This is a genomic window from Pedobacter sp. B4-66 (assembly GCF_018492665.1).
GTDB lineage: Bacteria > Bacteroidota > Bacteroidia > Sphingobacteriales > Sphingobacteriaceae > Pedobacter.
On the sequence record NZ_JAFVME010000010.1, the window covers coordinates 64508 to 83824 of the forward strand.

Consider the following 19317-nt stretch of genomic DNA (forward strand, 5'->3'; position numbering starts at 1 on the left):
TAAATGCATTTGAAGCGATAATTTAACAAACCTTTAACTCCCAGATTAAACCTGGTAATAAAGACAATAAAAATTCGTTTTGGCCGGTGCTTAATTAAGGATTTAAGCCTTTATTTTCAAAAAAATTCAGCGAAACACAAGTTCTTAATATAAGTCGCGTTATTAATGCACGAATGTATTGGCATTTTAAGATATAATTAATACCTTTTGTGCACATAACAAATGAACTAAATTTTATAAAACTCAAATGAAAATTACAAAAACACTTTCGCTCCTTGCAGTTATCGGACTTTTATCAATCACGATGTATTCGTGCAAAACAAAAAAAGTAATAGCGAAACCTACTCCGGCTCCAGTAGAGAAGCCAGCACCTGTTGAAGAAAAACCAGCACCTGCACCGGCACCGGAACCTGAAAAACCAGCTCCAGCACCGGAACCTGATTTTAACTTCAAAAACATCCAGTTTGAATTTAACTCTGATGTTCTAAAAACGGCTTCTTTCCCGATTTTAGATAAAGCAGTTGCTGAAATTAAAAAAGACCCAACAGCTAAATTTGTTTTGAATGGTCACTCTTCAGCAGAAGGAAGCCCGGCAAGAAACATGTCCTTGTCAGTTGACAGAGCAAACTCTGTAAAATCATACCTTGTTAATGCAGGTTTAAATGGCGCAAACTTTACAGTTAAAGGTTATGGCGAAAGTCAGCCGGTAACATCAAATGATACCGAAGCTGGAAGAATGTTAAATAGAAGGGTTGAAATTAAAGCTAATTAATAACCCTATTAAAATTTAAAAAAGGAGGGAATATCTTGCCAAAATCAGCAGATTAATCAAACTTAATCTGCTCCGGTCCATCAACTTTGGATATATGGCAAGCACAATTCCCTCCTTTTACTTTTATTATTGCCGACTTAGTTTGTGTACCAAGCGTTCCACTGACTTTAATCTCATCCCCAGTTTCTGAAAGTTTTTTAATATAGTTATCACTCACTACTCTATATATACCCGCTTCAGAATTAATATCACTACCAGAAGCAGTGCTTAGCGTATCCTTGGTCCTTTGATTTACGGCACTGTATTTTTCAACAGCCACCCCTTCTCCATTCTTGTTTACAAACTTCACAATTACCGTTGCAAAGCTTTCATCGCAAATTTTATCCTGACAATTTGAATTATCCGTTTTACTACATGCTGTCAGCAATATCATACAGATTCCAAAAAGAGGAATAATTGTTTTCTTGATCATAAACGACTATTTTACCCTTAAACGTTAAAAGTAACCAAAACGCTACCAGCAAAATTTGAGATTGTTATTCCCACCTATAATATATAGGCCTAGATGTTATCCCCTTTTGATTTCAAAGTAGAAAAGATTTATTTGTCGATTCGCAGGGCTTCAATTTCCGACATATACTTGGTTAAAGCTTCTTGATAGGTAAGTTTTGCATGCTCAGGATCTGTTAGGAACGTCTTAAAGTCTTCGAGATCATTTACAGTAAAACCCATTCTTACAAACAGTTCTTTATCTGTATCCCATTCATCCAAATTCACTTTTTTCGCTTTCATAGTCCTATAAAGCAACATTCCCTTAGCGAAATCTTTATAAGATTCGGTTTCCCTAAATGCAGTTAACATTTCGATCAATGTTCTGTAGGTTGCAGGCTTTCCTAACCTTGCCTGATCCAGCATTAAAGCACCCAAAATTGGTCCTTTAAAAAACGTGCTGTCTATGCTATCAAAATTACCGCAATGTTTTAAGATCTGTATATCTCTCTTAAGCATCACATCCTGTTCAGCAGTTTTATGCTTTACAAAATAGGGTTCAGTATCAAGTATTTGCTCACAGTCGATTTTATCTTGCTGAGCAAAAGACGAAGAATTTAAAGACGCTACCAAAAGGGGTGCAAGTAGAAAAAAGACAGATAATTTCATAAGGCACAACAAAGTTAAGTAACTCGGCCATACTCCCAACACAAAATGATCGTTGTAGTTGTTAAATCTTAGAGATCACTGACCAGGAGAGAATTATTGAGTTCTAAAGACACGCCGGTTTTTTCTCCATAAATTTGGGGATGAGAAGCGCAATGTTTTTTTTCCTTATCTTACGATCTAATTTATTACAGCAATTATAAATGAGTACAAAACCTTCTATATGGCAGCGCATGGGCATTCAGGATTGGTTCTTAACCAATAATGGAAGCACATCATCGGGCAAGTCGAAACCGCTTACACCTAACCTGGTTTACAAATATATTATTGAAGAATTTCGCAAATCCATTGCAGAATTGTCATTTGCAGAACGGGTAGTTTTTTATCATGAATTTATTGTTTGCCTTAATCCGGATGATTATCGTGAATTTATAGACAATAAAAAAGGTATTCTTGGTTTGATATCGCAGGAGTCTGTAAACAACTTCTACCAAATACTTAACAAGCAAGCTGAAGATGGTAAAAAGGTTGAACCCTCGAGTAATAAATGGGTATTCAGGTTTGTGTCTCATCCAGATTACAAACCGGGCGACATTAGTTTTATTGGAAAACTATTGCCAGACAGCCAGCAAAAGGAAGAGAACCTCAGGGTTACTTTTATACCGCGCCAAACCGGACTGGCGCAAACATTTGACATCAATAATGACATCCTTAAAGACTTCATTTTTTATAGTGAAGGTTATTATGAGATTCCTTATGTTGACATCCAGAAACCTGAAGATAAAACACCAAGTGATAGTCAGAGAGTTGTTTTGGCACGCTTCGAAACTACCATACCAGATAAAGCTTACTCTGGTCAGAAATTAGAATATCTGATGAAATCAGATGATATTGTGGTTTCGGGCAACGAAGAAACGAGAGAAGAAAGCAATGTATTCAAAATCCCATCCGAATGGGTAAATACGCCTCATTTAAAAATAAGGTACAACAGAGCTGAAGATAAATTCTACCTTGCCTCTTTTGGCGAAAAAACAATTTTAAATGAAAACCTGATTGAAAGAAGCGACATAAACGGCCCTAAATGGTCAGAATTGCCTGTTAATTCAAGGATTATATTAAATGGAATTATTGGTGTTAACATATTTAAGTCCTAATATATGTCGCACATCTTATCTATAGCGTTATTCATTATATGCATCATTTTATTGATTGCACATTTTAGAGACATAAAAAATTCGCCCAAATAAAATGGATAGAAATTATTTTGGACTAACCGATACAGGAAAAGTAAGGGACAATAATGAGGATACTTTTATTGCTGAAACAACGGCAACAAACGATCTTGTTATTGCCTGTGTTATAGATGGAGTTGGAGGTTATTCTGGAGGGGAAATCGCTTCGGGGATTGCCAGACAGTCAATTTTGCAACATTTGAATAGTCAGCGTAAAGATTTATCCTCGCTGATGAAGGATGCCATTATTGCGGCCGACGAACAAATTATGATCGAAAAACATAAGGTAAAGGAACATGAAAACATGGCCTGCGTACTTACTTTAGCTGTTATCGATCTTCAAAAAAACCAGCTGCATTATGCACATGTAGGTGATACCAGGCTGTATCTTTTAAGAGATGGTTCACTTATTAAAATATCAAAAGACCAATCTTTTGTAGGTTTTATGGAAGATAGTGGCCGACTTACTGAAGAGCAAGCCATGAGTCATCCCAAGCGTAATGAGATTAACAAAGCCTTAGGCTTTGGAGCAAAAATAGCCGCACAGGATGATTATATTGAAATTGGCCAGTCCCCATTCCTACCAGGTGATCTGTTGTTACTATGTAGTGATGGGTTATCTGACATGGTTAACAAACAAGGGATTACAGATATTTTAATTAAAAAAACCACTTTACAGGAGAAAGCAACTGAGTTGATACAAGCCGCTAACAATAATGGCGGACGAGATAACATCACTGTTGTATTGGTTCAAAACAATAAGCAATCATTGGTACACGAGGCTACGAAACCGTCGGTAAAAATGGAAAAGCCAAAACCTGCAGTTAATCATCAAGCTGTTGCAACTTCCACACCAAAACAAGAAATCTCTATACAGCGGGATCTCTCACCTACCGTAATTCCTGTTGTCCAAAAAAAGAACACAGGCTTGGTAGCTTTATTATCTGTATTGTGTTTAATTCTGCTAACATTCTCGCTTTACATGCTTTGGCAAAACCACATTCGTGCGAACTCCATAAAGCAACAAAAGCTTTCAGCGTTACAGCCGATTCGTAATGCTCAGGAAACGAAACTTCAGGACACGATTAATAAACTGATTGGAAACACGCTGATTATCTCAGATTCGCTATTCAAATCGCCAATTATATTGAATGAGGATATCCATTTTAATAAGGATACGCTTTTTATAATTGCCAAAACGCCTATCATCATCAGAAGCGATTCTGCATATAAAGGCAGTGCGGTTTCCATTAAACCCATCAGTAAATATGTGTATTTAGAGAATATTACTTTTGAGAATTTCCCTACTGCCATATTATCGCAAAACAATGTGTTACAGCTTAAAAACATACAGTTCAACAACTGTATTAAATCCATAGAAACTACTTACACATTGCCTCCAAATAAGTACATCAATGGAAAAATACCTGCCACCACTTTTAAAATAGATTCTTTACCAACACCTGTAACTCATTAGTATGCAGAGCAGGAAAATAGAGCGTATTTTTATTATACTGATATCCATCGTATTGGGATCATTATTCTTTACACTTTTTAATACACTACAAAACAATTTTTCAGATGTGGATACCCGTTTAAACAATGGGACTATGATGAATCTGAATGAGAAAAACCCAGGTGAGCAAATAAGGACGCTACTTGAAAAGGGCTATTATTTTGAAGACAAGAAGGATGTTAACCTCATTGCACAAACTGTAGCAAAAGGGGTAAAATATTTTAAAGAACCTCTGGACAATGTTGGGGAGCTCAATAAAAGTAAGTTCTTTGTTGAGGCAGATTATGCTTTTACAGTAGGTGGGCAAAACTTTAAGAAACGTGTTAGTGACTCGAGAGCGTTACTTGGATATACAGGAGAGGATTCTTTACGCTTTACGCAGGAAAGAAACCACCCACCTCAACTGCCTGCACAAACAGATCTTAAACTCGGCGTTCATAACATATCAGGTAATATTATAGACACTGCAGGTAAGAATGTATCGGGCGTTCTGATTAAATTGCAAATGATACTGCCACAAGATAGTGCATACATTGATGATGAAGTAGAAGTAAAATCTGCAGGACTAACGGCATACGCGCGGACAGACGCCAACGGTAAGTTTGCATTTTTAAACTTACCGGAAGACAAAGCTTTTGAATTATTACCACTAAAACCCGGCTTTCAATTCGGGAGATCACAAGGAATACAAGAACTTCAAAAAGATGCCTCATTCACATTTAAACAAACACAACATACCATAAGGCTATTTTCGGCCAGAGACTTTAAGATTCTAAAGAAAGAAAAATCGTTAATCGTACGAACACCCATTGAGTTCAACAAATGGTTTTGGATCATTACAGGAAGCTTTTTTGCCGGTTTTTTAATATTGCATTTTCTATTAAGTATTAAATTCCCTCAAGCTGATCAGCTGATTTTGCCCATCATTATGCTGATGACGGGTTTGTCGTTTATCGCCCTGCTCAGTTTACAAGACCCATTACGAGATCGGTTTTTAGCTAAGGATACACTTGTTTTCTTTGGCATGGGCATTCTTACCATTATTATATTGATGCTGGTTAAATTCCGGAAATTTAATGTCGACTCCAGATTTTATCGGATGCTTGTGCTCAATAAAAACTCCGGAAAGGCCAACGGCTGGCAATGGGCAGGATTAGCTTTGGCGCTACTTGCTTTAACAATCGTTTTTGGTAGTGGCCCTGAGGGTAGCGGCGTAAAAGTCAACCTATTTGGTGTTCAACCCAGTGAAATTGTAAAATATGCCATTATTTTATTCCTTGCAGGCTTTTTTGCCAGTAATGAACGCTTTATCACCGAATATCGCAGCTGGCAAAAAAGATGGTATTTCTTTTCTTTTGCTTTGATTGCAATGGGTATTGCTATTCTGATGTACCTAATTCTTGGCGATTTGGGTCCTGCAATGGTGGTGTGTTTTACATTTATCATCCTATTCTCTTTCTCCCGCGGTGATTTTATGATGATGCTCATCGCCATCATTACTTATACATTAGCCGTTTGGTTTTTAAACATCTGGATAGCCAGTCTAATAACTGTAGTAGTGATTGGCCTAACGATGTTCTTTAATAAAAAACAGACCAGTGAATCGGCAATAATGGTAATCATGATTATCGCAGGTTTTTTACTGATAGATCAGGTTCCATATCTTGATAAACTTATCCCCGGCCCTGTTAACCGACTTACCGAGCGTAAATCTATATGGCAAGACCCATGGAATAATGAGGTTTATGGTGGAGACCAGGTAGCAAACGGCATATGGGCAATGTCGGGTGGGGGCTTAACCGGTCAGGGTGTTGGCGAAGGCTACGCTAAAACAATACCAGAGGCCCATACCGATATGATATTACCTGCCATTGGCGAAGAATTTGGCTGGACGGGTATTGTGAGCATATTCGTGCTATTCCTCATTTTCCTGAACAGGTCAATAATTATAGGCCGACAAACGGGCACTCCATTTCTATTTTACCTCTGTGCGGGTATTGGCATAAGTATGTTTGTTCAGTTTCTGCTCATTGCGGGAGGTTCCACAGGAGCCTTACCCCTATCAGGAGTGGCTTTGCCTTTTATCAGCTATGGAGGTTCATCACTGGTAGCCAATATGATGGCAGCCGGCATTTTGCTTTCGGTTTCTTTAATTAGAGGAACCAAGGTACAAATGGACTTCATCACCAAACAACAGGACAAGAATTTGGTACCGGCTCTTTTATCGGCCAGTATTGCAGTTCTTCTTTTAACTGTAACCATATCAAAATATATTGCCAACAATAAGAAATGGGTGGTACAACCTTCACTTGTGGCTGATAAAAGTGGTTCGCGGATGTTCAGTTACAACCCTCGTATTGCTATTCTAATGAATAAACTAGAGGCAGGCCAGCTGTATGATAGAAAAGGAAGAATCCTTGCAACAAGTAATCCTGATTTTGTAAGAAAACAGGAGGATACCTTAAGAACCTCAGGCATTAACTACAATCTTGATTCGGCAATGCACAAAAGAGTAGACCGATATTACCCTTTTGAGGAGCAAACTTTTTTCTGGGTAGGCGATGCAAACACAGGGATATTTAACGGCAGTACTAACGGCTATTTTGCCGAGTACGAGCATGCGGCAGAGCTTAGGGGTTTCCATACACCGATTACCTCTTTCAATACAAAGGCAAATAAATACAGGGAAGATCGTTTTCTGCCAAGGGGTGTAAAAGAGATGACGGTAAGCAAAAGAGACTATGCTGCGCTAGCACCTTTATTACTAGCAGGTATTAACAGTACTGAAGTTGCATCTTTCAAAAAAAGAAACAGGGATGTAAAATTGACTATAGATGCGCGTTTACAATCAACCATACAGCATTCTGTTGCATTGGATACCTCAGTGAGAAAAAGCAGAGTATCCGTTGTCATTATGGAAGATTTGACAGGAGATGTACTTGCATCATCAGTGTACCCTTTACCTCCGATTAAAGATTGGGAGCTTTTAAACATGACCGCCAACGAGCAGAATAAACTGTCGGGATGGTATACCAATGCTGATCTTGGATTTACTTATGCCACACAACCCGGTTCTACAGCTAAGGTATTAACAGCAATGGCAGCCTTCAACAAGTTAGGTATAAATGCAGCAAAAAGATCGTTTACGGTAAGCTCGTTTGAAAGAATAAGAACCAAAGGCATTGAGCCCGATGAAACAGGAAATATTAATCTTGAACGTGCAATTGTAAACTCAAACAACGTTTATTTTATTAAATTAGCTAATGAGGAGCATTTGCAGGAAGATATGGCTGCGCTATATATGAAAACCGGGATGTTCCTTAGAGGTGTAGGTGGTTATTACTTTGATAAAGACACCAACAATACCAAACAGGAGAACAAATGGATGGATCTTTGGCGTAAAACTGAGTTTAATACCAAACCAAAATATGATCCTTCAAATATCCGTCGCACCAGAGCTAAAGGTATTTCGGGAATGGCCTGGGGACAGGGTGAGCTAATTGCTACCCCGGCATCTGTAGCAAGATTGATATCGGGTGTAGCCAATAAAGGCACATTAGTTGCTAATCGTTATGTCTTAAAGATCAGCGACTCAACTACTTCTGTTAATCCGGGTATTAAATTGGCTAATGATCCGCAATATGCGGCCTTGCTTACAGATTATATGTTGAAGCAAAGCGCCAATAAAAGATATACGTTAGGTATTACTGTAGCCGGGAAAACAGGAACACCTGAAAGGATCTGGAAAAAGGAACGAATTAATGATGGCTGGTATGTATTCTTTGCACCAAAGAAATCAGATCCGGGACATATTGTTGTTTGTATACGCATTGAATCGACCAGAGGCTCTAGCAGAGCTGTTCAACTTGCAGGAAAACATGTAGTCCCAGCATTATTGAGCCTTGGATATATTAAAGATTTTAAGCCGGAACCTGTTAAGGTTATTGCAAAAGAAAACATAGAAGTTAAAAAAGACAGCATCAACTAGTATAAAGAAAGGATATAAAATATGTTTAACCTATTTAATAAAAATGCCTCCGAAAAGCCTCAGGATGTAAAAGCCATCAGAGAGGCTATACTTGTTTTCATAAAACAGGAACTCCAAAAAATGGAAGGCGGAGAAGGAAAACATATTAAAGGTTTCCAGCTATACATTGCATGTATGCCGGTAGAAAAATTCATGTACGAATCAGCCGTTTTTGCTGAGGAGGAGGATCACTTTAAAAATGAAGTGCAAAGGATAGCAGATGATTTCGCAATTGACCTACCTCATACCTGGACAATGGAAACAGTCTTTATTGACGAATTGCCTCCGCAGTCTATTAAAATGGTTAACCTGGAAGTAGCACTTCATATAAAAACACCTGAACATGCCGCTGTTCAAAAATCAGGAACTGCATACATCAGAATTTTAAATGGCGAGGCTGAAAAAGTGGAATATGTTCTTAGTTCTGCAGATGGAAAGATTAATATTGGTCGCGAAAAACAAGCGCAGGATAGTGATGGCTTCATTAGGATCAATAACATTGCCTTTCCTAATGCCAGCACCAATGATTGCAATAAATATATCAGCAGGCAACATGCACATATTGAATGGAATAATGACAATGCCGCTTTTATGCTATTTGCAGATGAAGGTGGTGTTCCTCCACGAAATAAGGTAAAAATACGATCCATCAGAGATCATAATTCCGTAAAACTTACGTTCACAGAACTTGGGCATGCCTTACACGAAGGAGATCAAATAATTTTAGGAGAATCAGCTGTTTTAGAATTCAGTTATCACTCAAATCAGTAATTAATAAAACCAATGGCAAAAGTATTTACTATAACAGAGGGGTTGGAAAATATGGGTGCATTGCGCACCGGTGGGCAGGGTTCTGTATATAAAGGTAAGAGGATGGGTGCTATTCTTTCTGCCGTAAAACTACTGCCTACACCTATCCACGCAGAAAATGCAGAGGATAAGAATTTTAGGGATTTCCAGAATGAGGTAGAGAAACTAAAGAAAGTTAACGAAGATCCTAGCCCTAATGTGGTGAAAATATTAAACTCAGGGCTTACAGAAAGCGGGTCGCTGCCATTCATAGAAATGGAATACATAGAAGGCCCTGATCTGGAAGATCTGTTAAAACCTCCGCACAGTCCGATATTTACTATAAGAGAAACCATAAAACTGGCCGACCATTTGGCCAATGCCCTTGCGCATTGCCATAAAGTAGGCGTTAAGCACGGCGATATTAAGAGCAACAACATTAAATTTAATACAGAAACGGGTAATTACATACTGCTTGATTTTGGTTTGGCTGTAATGTCTGATGAGCAACGTCGTTCAAGTTTACGTCATGCAGGGGCAGTAGAATTTATGGCGCCTGAACAGCATGATGGCATAATGCTATTCCAATCAGATATTTATAGCTATGGCATTATTCTTTATGAGCTATTAGCCGGCACTGTGCCTTTCCCTCTCATCAATAGAGTAGAAACATCACGTAATATGGTGATGCTTTCGCATATTGAAAAGCAAGTACCGGATTTGATGGAGCTTCGCCGAAACCGATTACCTGCAGAATGGTCTGAAGAAAAGAAAGCTAATGAAATGATGGTTCCTACCTGGTTGCTTCAAGTTATCGAAAAATGCCTCCAAAAAGATCCTGAGAAAAGGTTTCATGATGGTGTTAGTTTATACGAAGCGGTTAACAATAACAATCAGAACGTACTTAACAACAAACAGGTTACTGCTGTAATAAATGAGTTAAAAACTGAGAATGAACGACTAACCAATTTGGTTGAGCAGTACGAAAAAGCGAGCAAAGCAAAAGCGTATATGATTACCGGAATTATAATATTTGTTTGTTTAACTACCTTTGGCATAAATTTAGTCCTGAATAAACGGAGTACAAATGCGGTGACCGATAGCACCAATATTGTAAACAAACCAATACAACCGATAAAGAATCATTCTAAAACTGCACCTAAAAATACAGTTTCACCCGTTATACCGAAACAGAACAAGGATAGCCTACGTACTGTTCCGGTAAGTAAAAAGGATTCTATCAAACCAAAAACAACCAAGGACGGATTGAGCAATGATGTTCCTGAATTTTAATAAAATAGCAAAATCACTATGAGCAAAGTATTTACCATAACAGAAGGATTAGAGAACATGGGTGCCCTACGTACTGGAGGACAGGGTTCTGTTTATAAAGGTAAAAGAATGGGGGCCATCATTACTGCGGTAAAGATACTACCCACTCCTATTCATACTGAAAATACTGACGATAGAAATTTCAGGAATTTTAAGAATGAGGTTGAAAAACTAAAAAAAGTAAATGAGGTTCCTAATCCAAATGTGGTTAAGATTCTCAATTCGGGCTTAACAGAAAGCGGATCTTTCCCTTTTATTGAAATGGAATATATTGAAGGGCCAGACCTGGAAGAGCTGTTAAAACCACCACACAATCCAGTATTTACCATAAGGGAAACAATAAAACTTGCAGAACAACTTGCTAATGCACTTACCCACTGTCACAGGGTTGGCGTTAAACATGGTGATATAAAAAGTAATAATGTAAAATTCAATACAGATACTGGCAACTATATTTTACTGGATTTTGGACTTGCAATCATGTCCGACGAGCAGCGCCGCAGCAGTGTAAGGCATGCAGGAGCTGTGGAATTTATGGCCCCTGAGCAGCATGACGGCGAAATGTTTTTTCAAACTGACGTGTATAGCTACGGGGTAATACTTTATGAACTTCTGGCAGGAACAGTTCCATTTCCACTTATAAATAAGGGAGAAACTGCACGTAACTCGGTTATGCTTGCACATATGGAGAAGCAGGTTCCAGATTTGTTAGCACTGCGAAGAGCACAATTGCCGGAAAACTGGTCTGATGATGTAAAGGTCAGAGAAATGAACGTACCTGGCTGGCTCCTAGACGTAATAAAAAAATGTTTAGAGAAACAACCTGAAAGGAGATTTGCTAATGGAATGGACCTCCAAGAAGCGATATTACACCACAGCCATCACAATCCACCTGTAATTGCAAAACCAACAGAAACAATAGCGAGTGCAGTTTCTGTACCAAAATCTTCCGGAGTACGCGTTTCAACACCTTTGTTTGTTTTAATGATATTGGCAATTGCGGGGCTAGGCATGGTTTCAGCCTATTCTTTATTTTTTAAAGATATTGAACCTAAAAAGGAGCTGGTAATCGATTCTCCACATGTTGCTCAACAGGACACTACTACTCAAGCCGAAGAGGTTTTTCCGGATGCGACCACAGAAATTAAACCTATTATTTTGGATACGGCAGCTCAGCAAGCAGACCAGGATAGCTTAAAAAAGGAGTTTGAACGTCAAACAGGTGCTAACACACCTAAACCTACGCCACCACCAGTTACGAAGCCTAAAGAAGGGCCGCAGGAGCCAGTGATATTTAGTGAAGGCAAAAAATACAGAATCCCCAAAACCACACTTTACTTTCATGAATCCCCAAACAATGATGCGCCAAGACAAGGAATATTCGGACTATGGGTTAATTCAAAATTCGAGGTAATTGATGAACAGGGTAACTTTATTTATGTAACACTTACAGATAATGATGGACAGGTAACAAAGGGTTGGTTAAAAAAAACAGACTTGAAGGAAGTTCCACAATAAATGCTTAAATTTCAGTACCAAATATTAAGCATCTCATTCTATGGCAAGGACTACTCCGCTTTCCGTCAATTATGCTGTACTTAAAAGTGCGCTGGATCGTCGTTTCCTTATACTTAACTCTTCTGTTAATAAAATAATATTTATTAGTCTGGTTACTGTAATCAGTCTGCTTTTCATGTACACCTTCGTCCCGTTCAATATTAACAGATGGTATGAGGACGTAAGTAAACTTGATTTACTTAAAATATTTAGCATCTTTTCGCTTACTGGAGGCTTGACTCTTATGCTTTCTCAATTTGTATTGAGGAAGTGGCTGCGTTTCGAATACCTTACTTATGGGCAATATTTCTTCTGGTTCCTCGGAGAAATAGTAATTTTAACCTTTGGCATTATGGGTTGCGACTGGCTGCTTAACAATCATCCTGACCTATCAATAAGTAATTACCTGGATACCTTCAATTATACCCTGCTAATAGCCATCCCGCCGTATATAATTTCACTGCTTATTTTGTTTGGTGCACAGCAGTACAAACTTGCGCACAACCTATCTTTGATAGCAACTGAGCCTAAAACATTTTCAGATAATCTGCTAATCGGTGATGAGAATGGAAAAATCATATTAACCCTTCATCCCAATAACATTTTGTTCTTTAAATCTGAAGACAATTATGTTGATGTTCATTACCTTCTAGGTGGAGAAGTTAAAACAGAGCTTATCCGTACCACATTAAAAAAGATTGAGTCTACTTGTAGTTATTCCGGACTAATAAGAGTTCATAGGTCGTATACCATCAATATTAAAACAGTTTCCTCCTCAAAGAAAACACATAAAGGTTACGTGCTTCAGTTTGATCCTTTACCTGAGTTACAGATTCCTGTATCGGCCTCACATCAAAAACATTTTGAGCAATACCTTAGTAACACAACTTCTACGTTCCCACTCACCCCATTATAACCCTATTTCGCCCCAAACATATTCTAATCATTGTTAGGAGATAGTTTTGCAATCTATATTGCACTAACCAAAACCAAACACAATGAAAGTAACCAGACTATTTTTATTGATCCCTTTTCTCTTTTCATTTGCCAACCTAAACGCTCAGGTTATCAAAGGAACGATTAAAAACAGCGCCACACAGGAAGCTGCACCGGCGGTATCTATTCTTGTAAAAAACTCATCGGAGGGCACTTACTCCGACGACAGAGGAAGGTTTCAACTGACCATTAAAAAGAAGCTACCTGTTGTCCTAGTCATCTCTTCTATTGGTTTTGAAACTAAGGAAATCGATGTACAGAGTACCTCTACCCCATTGGAAATCTCTCTTAATCCGAGCTCTATACTTGGGCAGGAAGTGGTGGTATCGGCCAGTAGAGTTGTACAGAAAAAGCTTTCATCTCCTGTAACGATAGAACAAATCAGCAGCAAGGAAATCAGCAACTCGCCCCAACTAAACTACATGGACATGATTCAGGGTTTAAAAGGCGTCGATGTAACTGTTTCCAGTATTGGTTTCACCAGTATTTCTACCAGGGGATTTAATACCAGCGGTAATACCAACTTTACCCAAATTGTAGATGGGATGGATAATCAGGCACCAGGCCTTAACTTCCCTCTTGGTTCTGCTATTAGTTTAACCCAACTTGATGTAGATAATATTGAGGTACTTTCAGGTGCTTCATCTGCACTTTACGGTTCAAGAGGTTTAAATGGAACTATGGTAATGACCGGAAAGGATCCATTTAAATACCAGGGCTTAAGCGTCCTGATTACGCAAGGGGTAAACCACGTTAAAAATAGTAATACTTATGATCCCGTATCTCCTTCTCCATATTATGATTGGGCAATACGCTATGCAACAAAGATCAACGAAAAATTGGCCTTTAAAATTAACTCTCAATATACTCAGGCAAACGACTGGGTGGCTACCGACAGCACCAACAAAAACGGCCCGGGCAACAGATTTACTGACCCCAATTATAATGGTGTAAACTTTTATGGAGGAGCTACCAACGCAGATATTAATCCGTTCTTACAGGGAGCACTGGCAGGGGATCCGTCCCTTGCTCCACTTATTGAACCTTTGCTGGCTAAACCTAACTACGTAGCCAGAACAGGATATCCGGAATATGGATATCTTGATAACAAGGCCAAGTTGTTTAAGGTAAATGCAGAATTAAGGTATAAAATAAACTCTAAACTGGAAGCCATCATGTCTGGCACCTACGGTACAGGAAACATTGTATACACCAATGATACCCGCTACCAGCTAAAGAATTTTAAAGTTGGACAATACCGTGCAGAACTGAAAAGTGATAACTGGTTTGTACGTGCTTATACCACTTCAGAAAACTCTGGAAACACCATAATTGCCGGCCCAACAGCCCAATACATTAATGAAGCATGGAAAACAAGTTATGATGGCGCTACAGGAGGGTGGTATCCGGAATATACCGGTGCTTTACTGGCCTCACTTGCCGGAGGCGCAAACTTAAACGATGCACACCTGGCCGCCAGAGCAGCTGCAGACCAAGGTCGCGCGCAGTTAGGCTCGCCAGAGTTCCTTGCACTTAAAAACAAAATTACCAATACCCCAATTTCAGAGGGCGGTACTTTATTCTTAGACCGCAGCAAGCTTTACAATGCTGAAGCACAATACAATTTTACAGACGTAGTTAAGTTTATGAGCGTAATAGCCGGAGTTAACTGGCGCTTATATAGCTTAAACAGTAAAAACACTTTATTCCCAGATAAGGATAAACCAATTAATGTAAAAGAGTACAGTGCGTACATTCAGCTTGCAAAAAAACTAGCAGACGACAGATTAAGTTTAAGCACCTCTTTCAGGTACGATAAAAACACATTGTTTTCTTCACCTAAAGTAACATCAAGAGCTTCGGCTGTATATGAACCTGTTAAGGAAAACTTTATCCGCTTCTCTTATCAAAATGCTTATAGCTTTCCATCAAACATTCAAGCTTTACAGAATACCCTTAGTGGATTTAACAGCTACTCATCTGGAGGATCTTCATTCTTGCTAAACGATACTTATCAATTCAATAAATACCCACCTTACACGCTAGAAAGTGTAGGTAAGTATCAACAATCAGGCAATGCATCAGACTTAAAGAGATTTGAGTATAACGATATTAAACCTCAATCTGTAAATGCCTTTGAATTAGGTTATGCCGCATTAATTGGCAAAAGGGTAATGTTTGATATATTAGGATATTTCTCTACCTGGAAAAACTTTATCGGTTATGCCAACGTAGCAAATACCCCCGGAACTGATGATGTAAATGCCTTTAAAGATCACAGCACTTATGTGCAGTATAACATTGCTTTTAATGGTGGTCAAATGGTAAATACCTATGGCTATGCAGCAAGTGTAAGTGTTGACTTATCGCATAACTTCTTAGCCAAAGTAAATTACTTTTCAGACCATATTAAAAACAAAAACAACAGTCAGATAAACAACTTTAACACGCCTAATTACCATGTTAACATGGAATTTGGTAACAGCGGTTTTGGCAAAAAGCAGGAATGGTCATTCGGCACTACCCTACGCTATAAACCAGGCTACTTTTACGTTGTTTCCGGAGGCTTAGCCGCAGGTAAAGTACCTAGTTCGGCAGTTATTGATGCTCAGGTAAGTTACAAACTTATTAAAGCACGTTCTGGAATTAGACTAGGCGCAACAAACATCACCAACAAATACTATTCAACCGGCATTGCCAACCCAAATATTGGCGCTGTCTATTATGTAACTTATGCATACAACATCCTTTAATATGAAAACCATACCTTCATTACTAATAGCGTTTCTTGTTACAGCATCCTTATTTTCCTGCACAGGAAATAAGTCTAAGCAAGATGGAAACTATAAAACAACACTAACCTTTAAACCAGGAGAAGAGCAAAAGATTGCTGAGGCTTTCTTGTCGATAAAAGACAGCACCCTCATTTTACTAAAACAGGGTACTTATAAATTCGACAACCTGAGTATTGCACAGGTAAACCACATCATGATTCAGGGTGAGGGACATGACAAAACTATTCTGGACTTTAAAGAGCAGAGCCAGGGTGGAGAAGGCATTAGGGTAACTGATGTAAAAGGTTTTGTAATTGATGGAATGACCATTCGCGATTCAAAGGGAGATTTATTAAAAATCAACAAGAGTCGTAATGTAGTTGTCACCAATCTACATGCTGTTTGGAGTAAAGCAGATTCGACCAGTGGTGGCTATGCCATCTACCCGGTAATGTGCAAAAATGTGTTGATAGAAAACTGCTATACAGAAGGTTCTTCTGATGCAGGTATTTACGTAGGACAAACAGATAGTGCAGTAGTAAGAAACTGTAAGGCGGCCAAGAATGTTGCCGGTTGTGAGATCGAAAACACTTCTAATGCACAAGTATATGACAACGAATTCTACAACAATACCGCAGGTTTCTTAATCTTCGACCTACCAGATCTTTCCAAAAAAGGTGGTCATGTTAAAGCCTATAACAATTACATCCACGACAACAATTTCAGAAACTTTGCTAAGGCCGGTAGCTTTGGCACCTCATGGGGCGTAGGTAATGCCTCGCCAGGAAGTGGAATTATTATATTGGCCGCATCAGACATCGAGATTTATAACAACAGAATTATTAACAACAATTCATCCTCTATAACTATCGCTTCCGGCTTTGCTGTTGATGAGAAGGCCGCAGAGAAAATAAACGACAACTACTTCCCTATTTCTAAAAACATTAATATTCATGGCAATACAATTGAAATGGGTCCTAAATTTCCTGAAGCAGCTTATGAGCACCGTATCGGAAAAATACTGGTAGCAGTTGAGCAACAGCTAAATGCAAGTGATCCAACAAGAAAAAACAAACGAATCCCTTTCATTATGTATGATGGTATTTCGAGCAATATCTTAACTAAAGGAACAGGGATTAACCCGGATTCTATTTGCATAAAGCAAACGGGCGACAACCTATTTGTAAACGCTGACTTTTTAAACATCAGCAATCCTAAAAACTGGAAACCAAACACCGACATTACCCCTTATATCTGCAAGTAAAACTAGTATCAATGCGTAAAACTTATCTTCTAGGATCTATTCTTCTTTTCAGTATTTCACTTTCAATTTTAAGCGGACAGGGATGTAAAAACAATACAGGTCGGGCAGTACAAAACAGTGGCTTTGTATTTAAAGAAAAACTGTCTGATTATGGTTTCTTTAAAAACAAACTAAAGGATCTTGATCCTAATGAAGGGGTTTTGCACTACGACATCAGCACTGCTCTCTTTACTGATTATGCTGTTAAAGACCGCTTCATTGTTTTACCAAAAGGCACAGCAATGAAGTATACCAAAGAAGGTGCACTTGATTTTCCAGATTCAACCATCATTGTAAAAAACTTTGCCTACACCAATGTTAGTCATGAGAAGATAATGATTGAAACCAGGCTATTGGTTAAAGACCCTACTGACAAGAACTGGAAAGTGATGAATTATTTATGGAATAAGGAACAAACAGAGGCAGTTAAACACATTACAGGAGCTAAAATTCCTATTACCCTATTGGACAATGATGGCAATAAGCTATTAACAAATTATCAGGTGCCAAATACCAATGATTGTAAGCGCTGCCACATTAAAAATGATGTGTTGATTCCTATTGGTCCAAAGGCAAGAAACCTTAACATTACTGTTGCCGGGCAAAGTATCAATCAACTTAAGGCATGGGTAGCAAAAGGAGTATTAAAAGGATTACCTGATACTGGAGCCGTAGCCGTGTTACCAAACTCATTTGATGCAAAGCACTACAGTCTGGATCAGCGCGCAAGGGCCTACCTCGACATCAACTGTGCACATTGCCACACCAAAGGAGGTGATGCGTACAACACAGGATTGTTTTTAGAATACGAGCAGACTAATCCTAATCATTTAGGAATAAGAAAAGCCCCAGTATCTGCAGGTGGTGGTGCAGGTGGCTTAGATTATGATATCATCCCTGGAGATGCTACTCATTCTATTTTGGCGTATAGAATGAATAGCACTGAGCCGGGTACAGCAATGCCTGAGCTTGCCAGAACCCTTCCTCATAAAGAGGGTATAAAGTTAATTAGGGACTGGATCAACAATTTAAAATAATTACATAAACACTTCACTATTTAACCACCATTTGCTTTTTGCTAACTGTATGTGCGCTAAAGTAACCCAATGCATTACCGCTAATATTTGAAGGTGGATTACCCGGTGTTATTCCTCCAGGGCTGCCTTGCGTTTGCTGACTTAGCGTATTCCAATAAGTAAATAGGTTCTTATCTATACACTGCATTTCAACATCTACATTATCCCCTGTTTTTAGCTCATTATCATCATCATTTTTCCCGGCATAAAACAAAACAGTAGGTACATCATTTCCATCGGTAAAACGATCATTTTCTGCATAAACACGCTTTGATTGATTCCCATTAACTTTTAACACAAATCTGTACTGATTGGCAACTCCGGCAGGGTCTTTATAATGTACTTGCGTTTGCTTCTGTTTTTCACTTCCAAACGCAAACACCTTAACATCGAGCGAATCAATTACCACTGAGTCGGGCATGGTTGAAGAGGCCGTATAAAGCGTATTGTTTACATTTACTTTAAGCGTATAAGTACGCCCTGGCTCTCCTTTTAACTGCCCAAAGGTATAGCTACCCGGAGCACTTTCAGTAAAGATCCATGAACTACCTTTATCATCAGTTACATTTACTATAGCCCCCTTAACTACAGGATAAGTATTAGTTTCAGTATAAGGTACCGACTGGCTTATTTTAATAGTTTGTTGCCCCAATTGATTGGTTATATTACCCTCTATCACCAATTGGTTTGCAGAAGTATTAAGCTTAACATCTATTACCTTTTCACATGAGCTGATGCTAAAAGACACGGCAATTAATAGACTTAAATATTTGATTTTTTTTAGCATC

Annotated in this window: 14 protein-coding genes; 11 read left to right on the top strand and 3 right to left on the bottom strand. The window is 38.6% G+C overall.

Features of this window, described 5'->3' with window-relative positions:
• The first annotated feature begins 247 nt into the window (after window positions 1-247).
• Window positions 248-772 carry an OmpA family protein gene (locus J1905_RS17010; protein WP_214228490.1) on the top strand — a complete coding sequence of 175 codons (525 nt, stop codon included), beginning with the start codon at window positions 248-250 and terminating at the stop codon, window positions 770-772.
• 52 nt (window positions 773-824) lie between these two features.
• Here J1905_RS17010 and J1905_RS17015 read toward each other — a convergent pair whose 3' ends face one another.
• Window positions 825-1244, bottom strand: a complete 420-nt coding sequence (locus J1905_RS17015; RefSeq protein ID WP_214228491.1) for a hypothetical protein — start codon at window positions 1242-1244, stop codon at window positions 825-827.
• Between the two features lie 128 nt (window positions 1245-1372).
• Window positions 1373-1930: a hypothetical protein gene (locus J1905_RS17020; RefSeq protein ID WP_214228492.1), complete on the bottom strand. Its 558-nt coding sequence runs from the start codon at window positions 1928-1930 to the stop codon at window positions 1373-1375.
• A gap of 200 nt (window positions 1931-2130) precedes the next feature.
• Here J1905_RS17020 and J1905_RS17025 point away from each other — a divergent pair, with 200 nt between their 5' ends.
• From J1905_RS17025 to J1905_RS17070, 10 genes are all read left to right on the top strand, one after another.
• Entirely contained in the window at window positions 2131-3081 is a 951-nt protein-coding gene (locus J1905_RS17025) for a hypothetical protein (RefSeq protein ID WP_214228493.1), read from the top strand.
• A gap of 94 nt (window positions 3082-3175) precedes the next feature.
• Window positions 3176-4636, top strand: a complete 1461-nt coding sequence (locus tag J1905_RS17030; protein WP_214228494.1) for a PP2C family protein-serine/threonine phosphatase — start codon at window positions 3176-3178, stop codon at window positions 4634-4636.
• A 1-nt stretch (window position 4637) separates the two neighbouring features.
• Window positions 4638-8663: an FtsW/RodA/SpoVE family cell cycle protein gene (locus tag J1905_RS17035; RefSeq protein WP_250318132.1), complete on the top strand. Its 4026-nt coding sequence runs from the start codon at window positions 4638-4640 to the stop codon at window positions 8661-8663.
• A 21-nt stretch (window positions 8664-8684) separates the two neighbouring features.
• Entirely contained in the window at window positions 8685-9473 is a 789-nt protein-coding gene (locus J1905_RS17040; protein WP_214228495.1) for an FHA domain-containing protein, read from the top strand.
• A gap of 12 nt (window positions 9474-9485) precedes the next feature.
• A complete protein-coding gene (locus J1905_RS17045; protein ID WP_214228496.1) occupies window positions 9486-10784 on the top strand; it encodes a serine/threonine protein kinase in 1299 nt (432 codons plus the stop codon).
• An 18-nt stretch (window positions 10785-10802) separates the two neighbouring features.
• Complete coding sequence (locus J1905_RS17050) at window positions 10803-12341, top strand: serine/threonine protein kinase (RefSeq protein WP_214228497.1); 1539 nt, start codon at window positions 10803-10805, stop codon at window positions 12339-12341.
• Window positions 12342-12381: 40 nt separating this feature from the next.
• Window positions 12382-13296 (top strand): LytTR family DNA-binding domain-containing protein, encoded by a 915-nt coding sequence (locus tag J1905_RS17055; protein ID WP_214228498.1) that lies wholly within the window; start codon window positions 12382-12384, stop codon window positions 13294-13296.
• A gap of 82 nt (window positions 13297-13378) precedes the next feature.
• Complete coding sequence (locus tag J1905_RS17060; RefSeq protein ID WP_214228499.1) at window positions 13379-16129, top strand: TonB-dependent receptor; 2751 nt, start codon at window positions 13379-13381, stop codon at window positions 16127-16129.
• Window position 16130: 1 nt separating this feature from the next.
• The gene (locus J1905_RS17065) at window positions 16131-17414 is read left to right on the top strand and encodes a parallel beta-helix domain-containing protein (RefSeq protein ID WP_214228500.1); all 1284 of its coding nucleotides are present in this window, start codon (window positions 16131-16133) and stop codon (window positions 17412-17414) included.
• Between the two features lie 11 nt (window positions 17415-17425).
• On the top strand, window positions 17426-18490 hold the full coding sequence (locus J1905_RS17070; protein ID WP_214228501.1) for an SO2930 family diheme c-type cytochrome: 1065 nt from the start codon (window positions 17426-17428) through the stop codon (window positions 18488-18490).
• Between the two features lie 16 nt (window positions 18491-18506).
• Here the strand turns inward: J1905_RS17070 and J1905_RS17075 are convergent, their stop codons facing one another.
• Complete coding sequence (locus J1905_RS17075) at window positions 18507-19316, bottom strand: DUF4249 domain-containing protein (protein ID WP_214228502.1); 810 nt, start codon at window positions 19314-19316, stop codon at window positions 18507-18509.
• Window position 19317 lies beyond the last annotated feature (1 nt).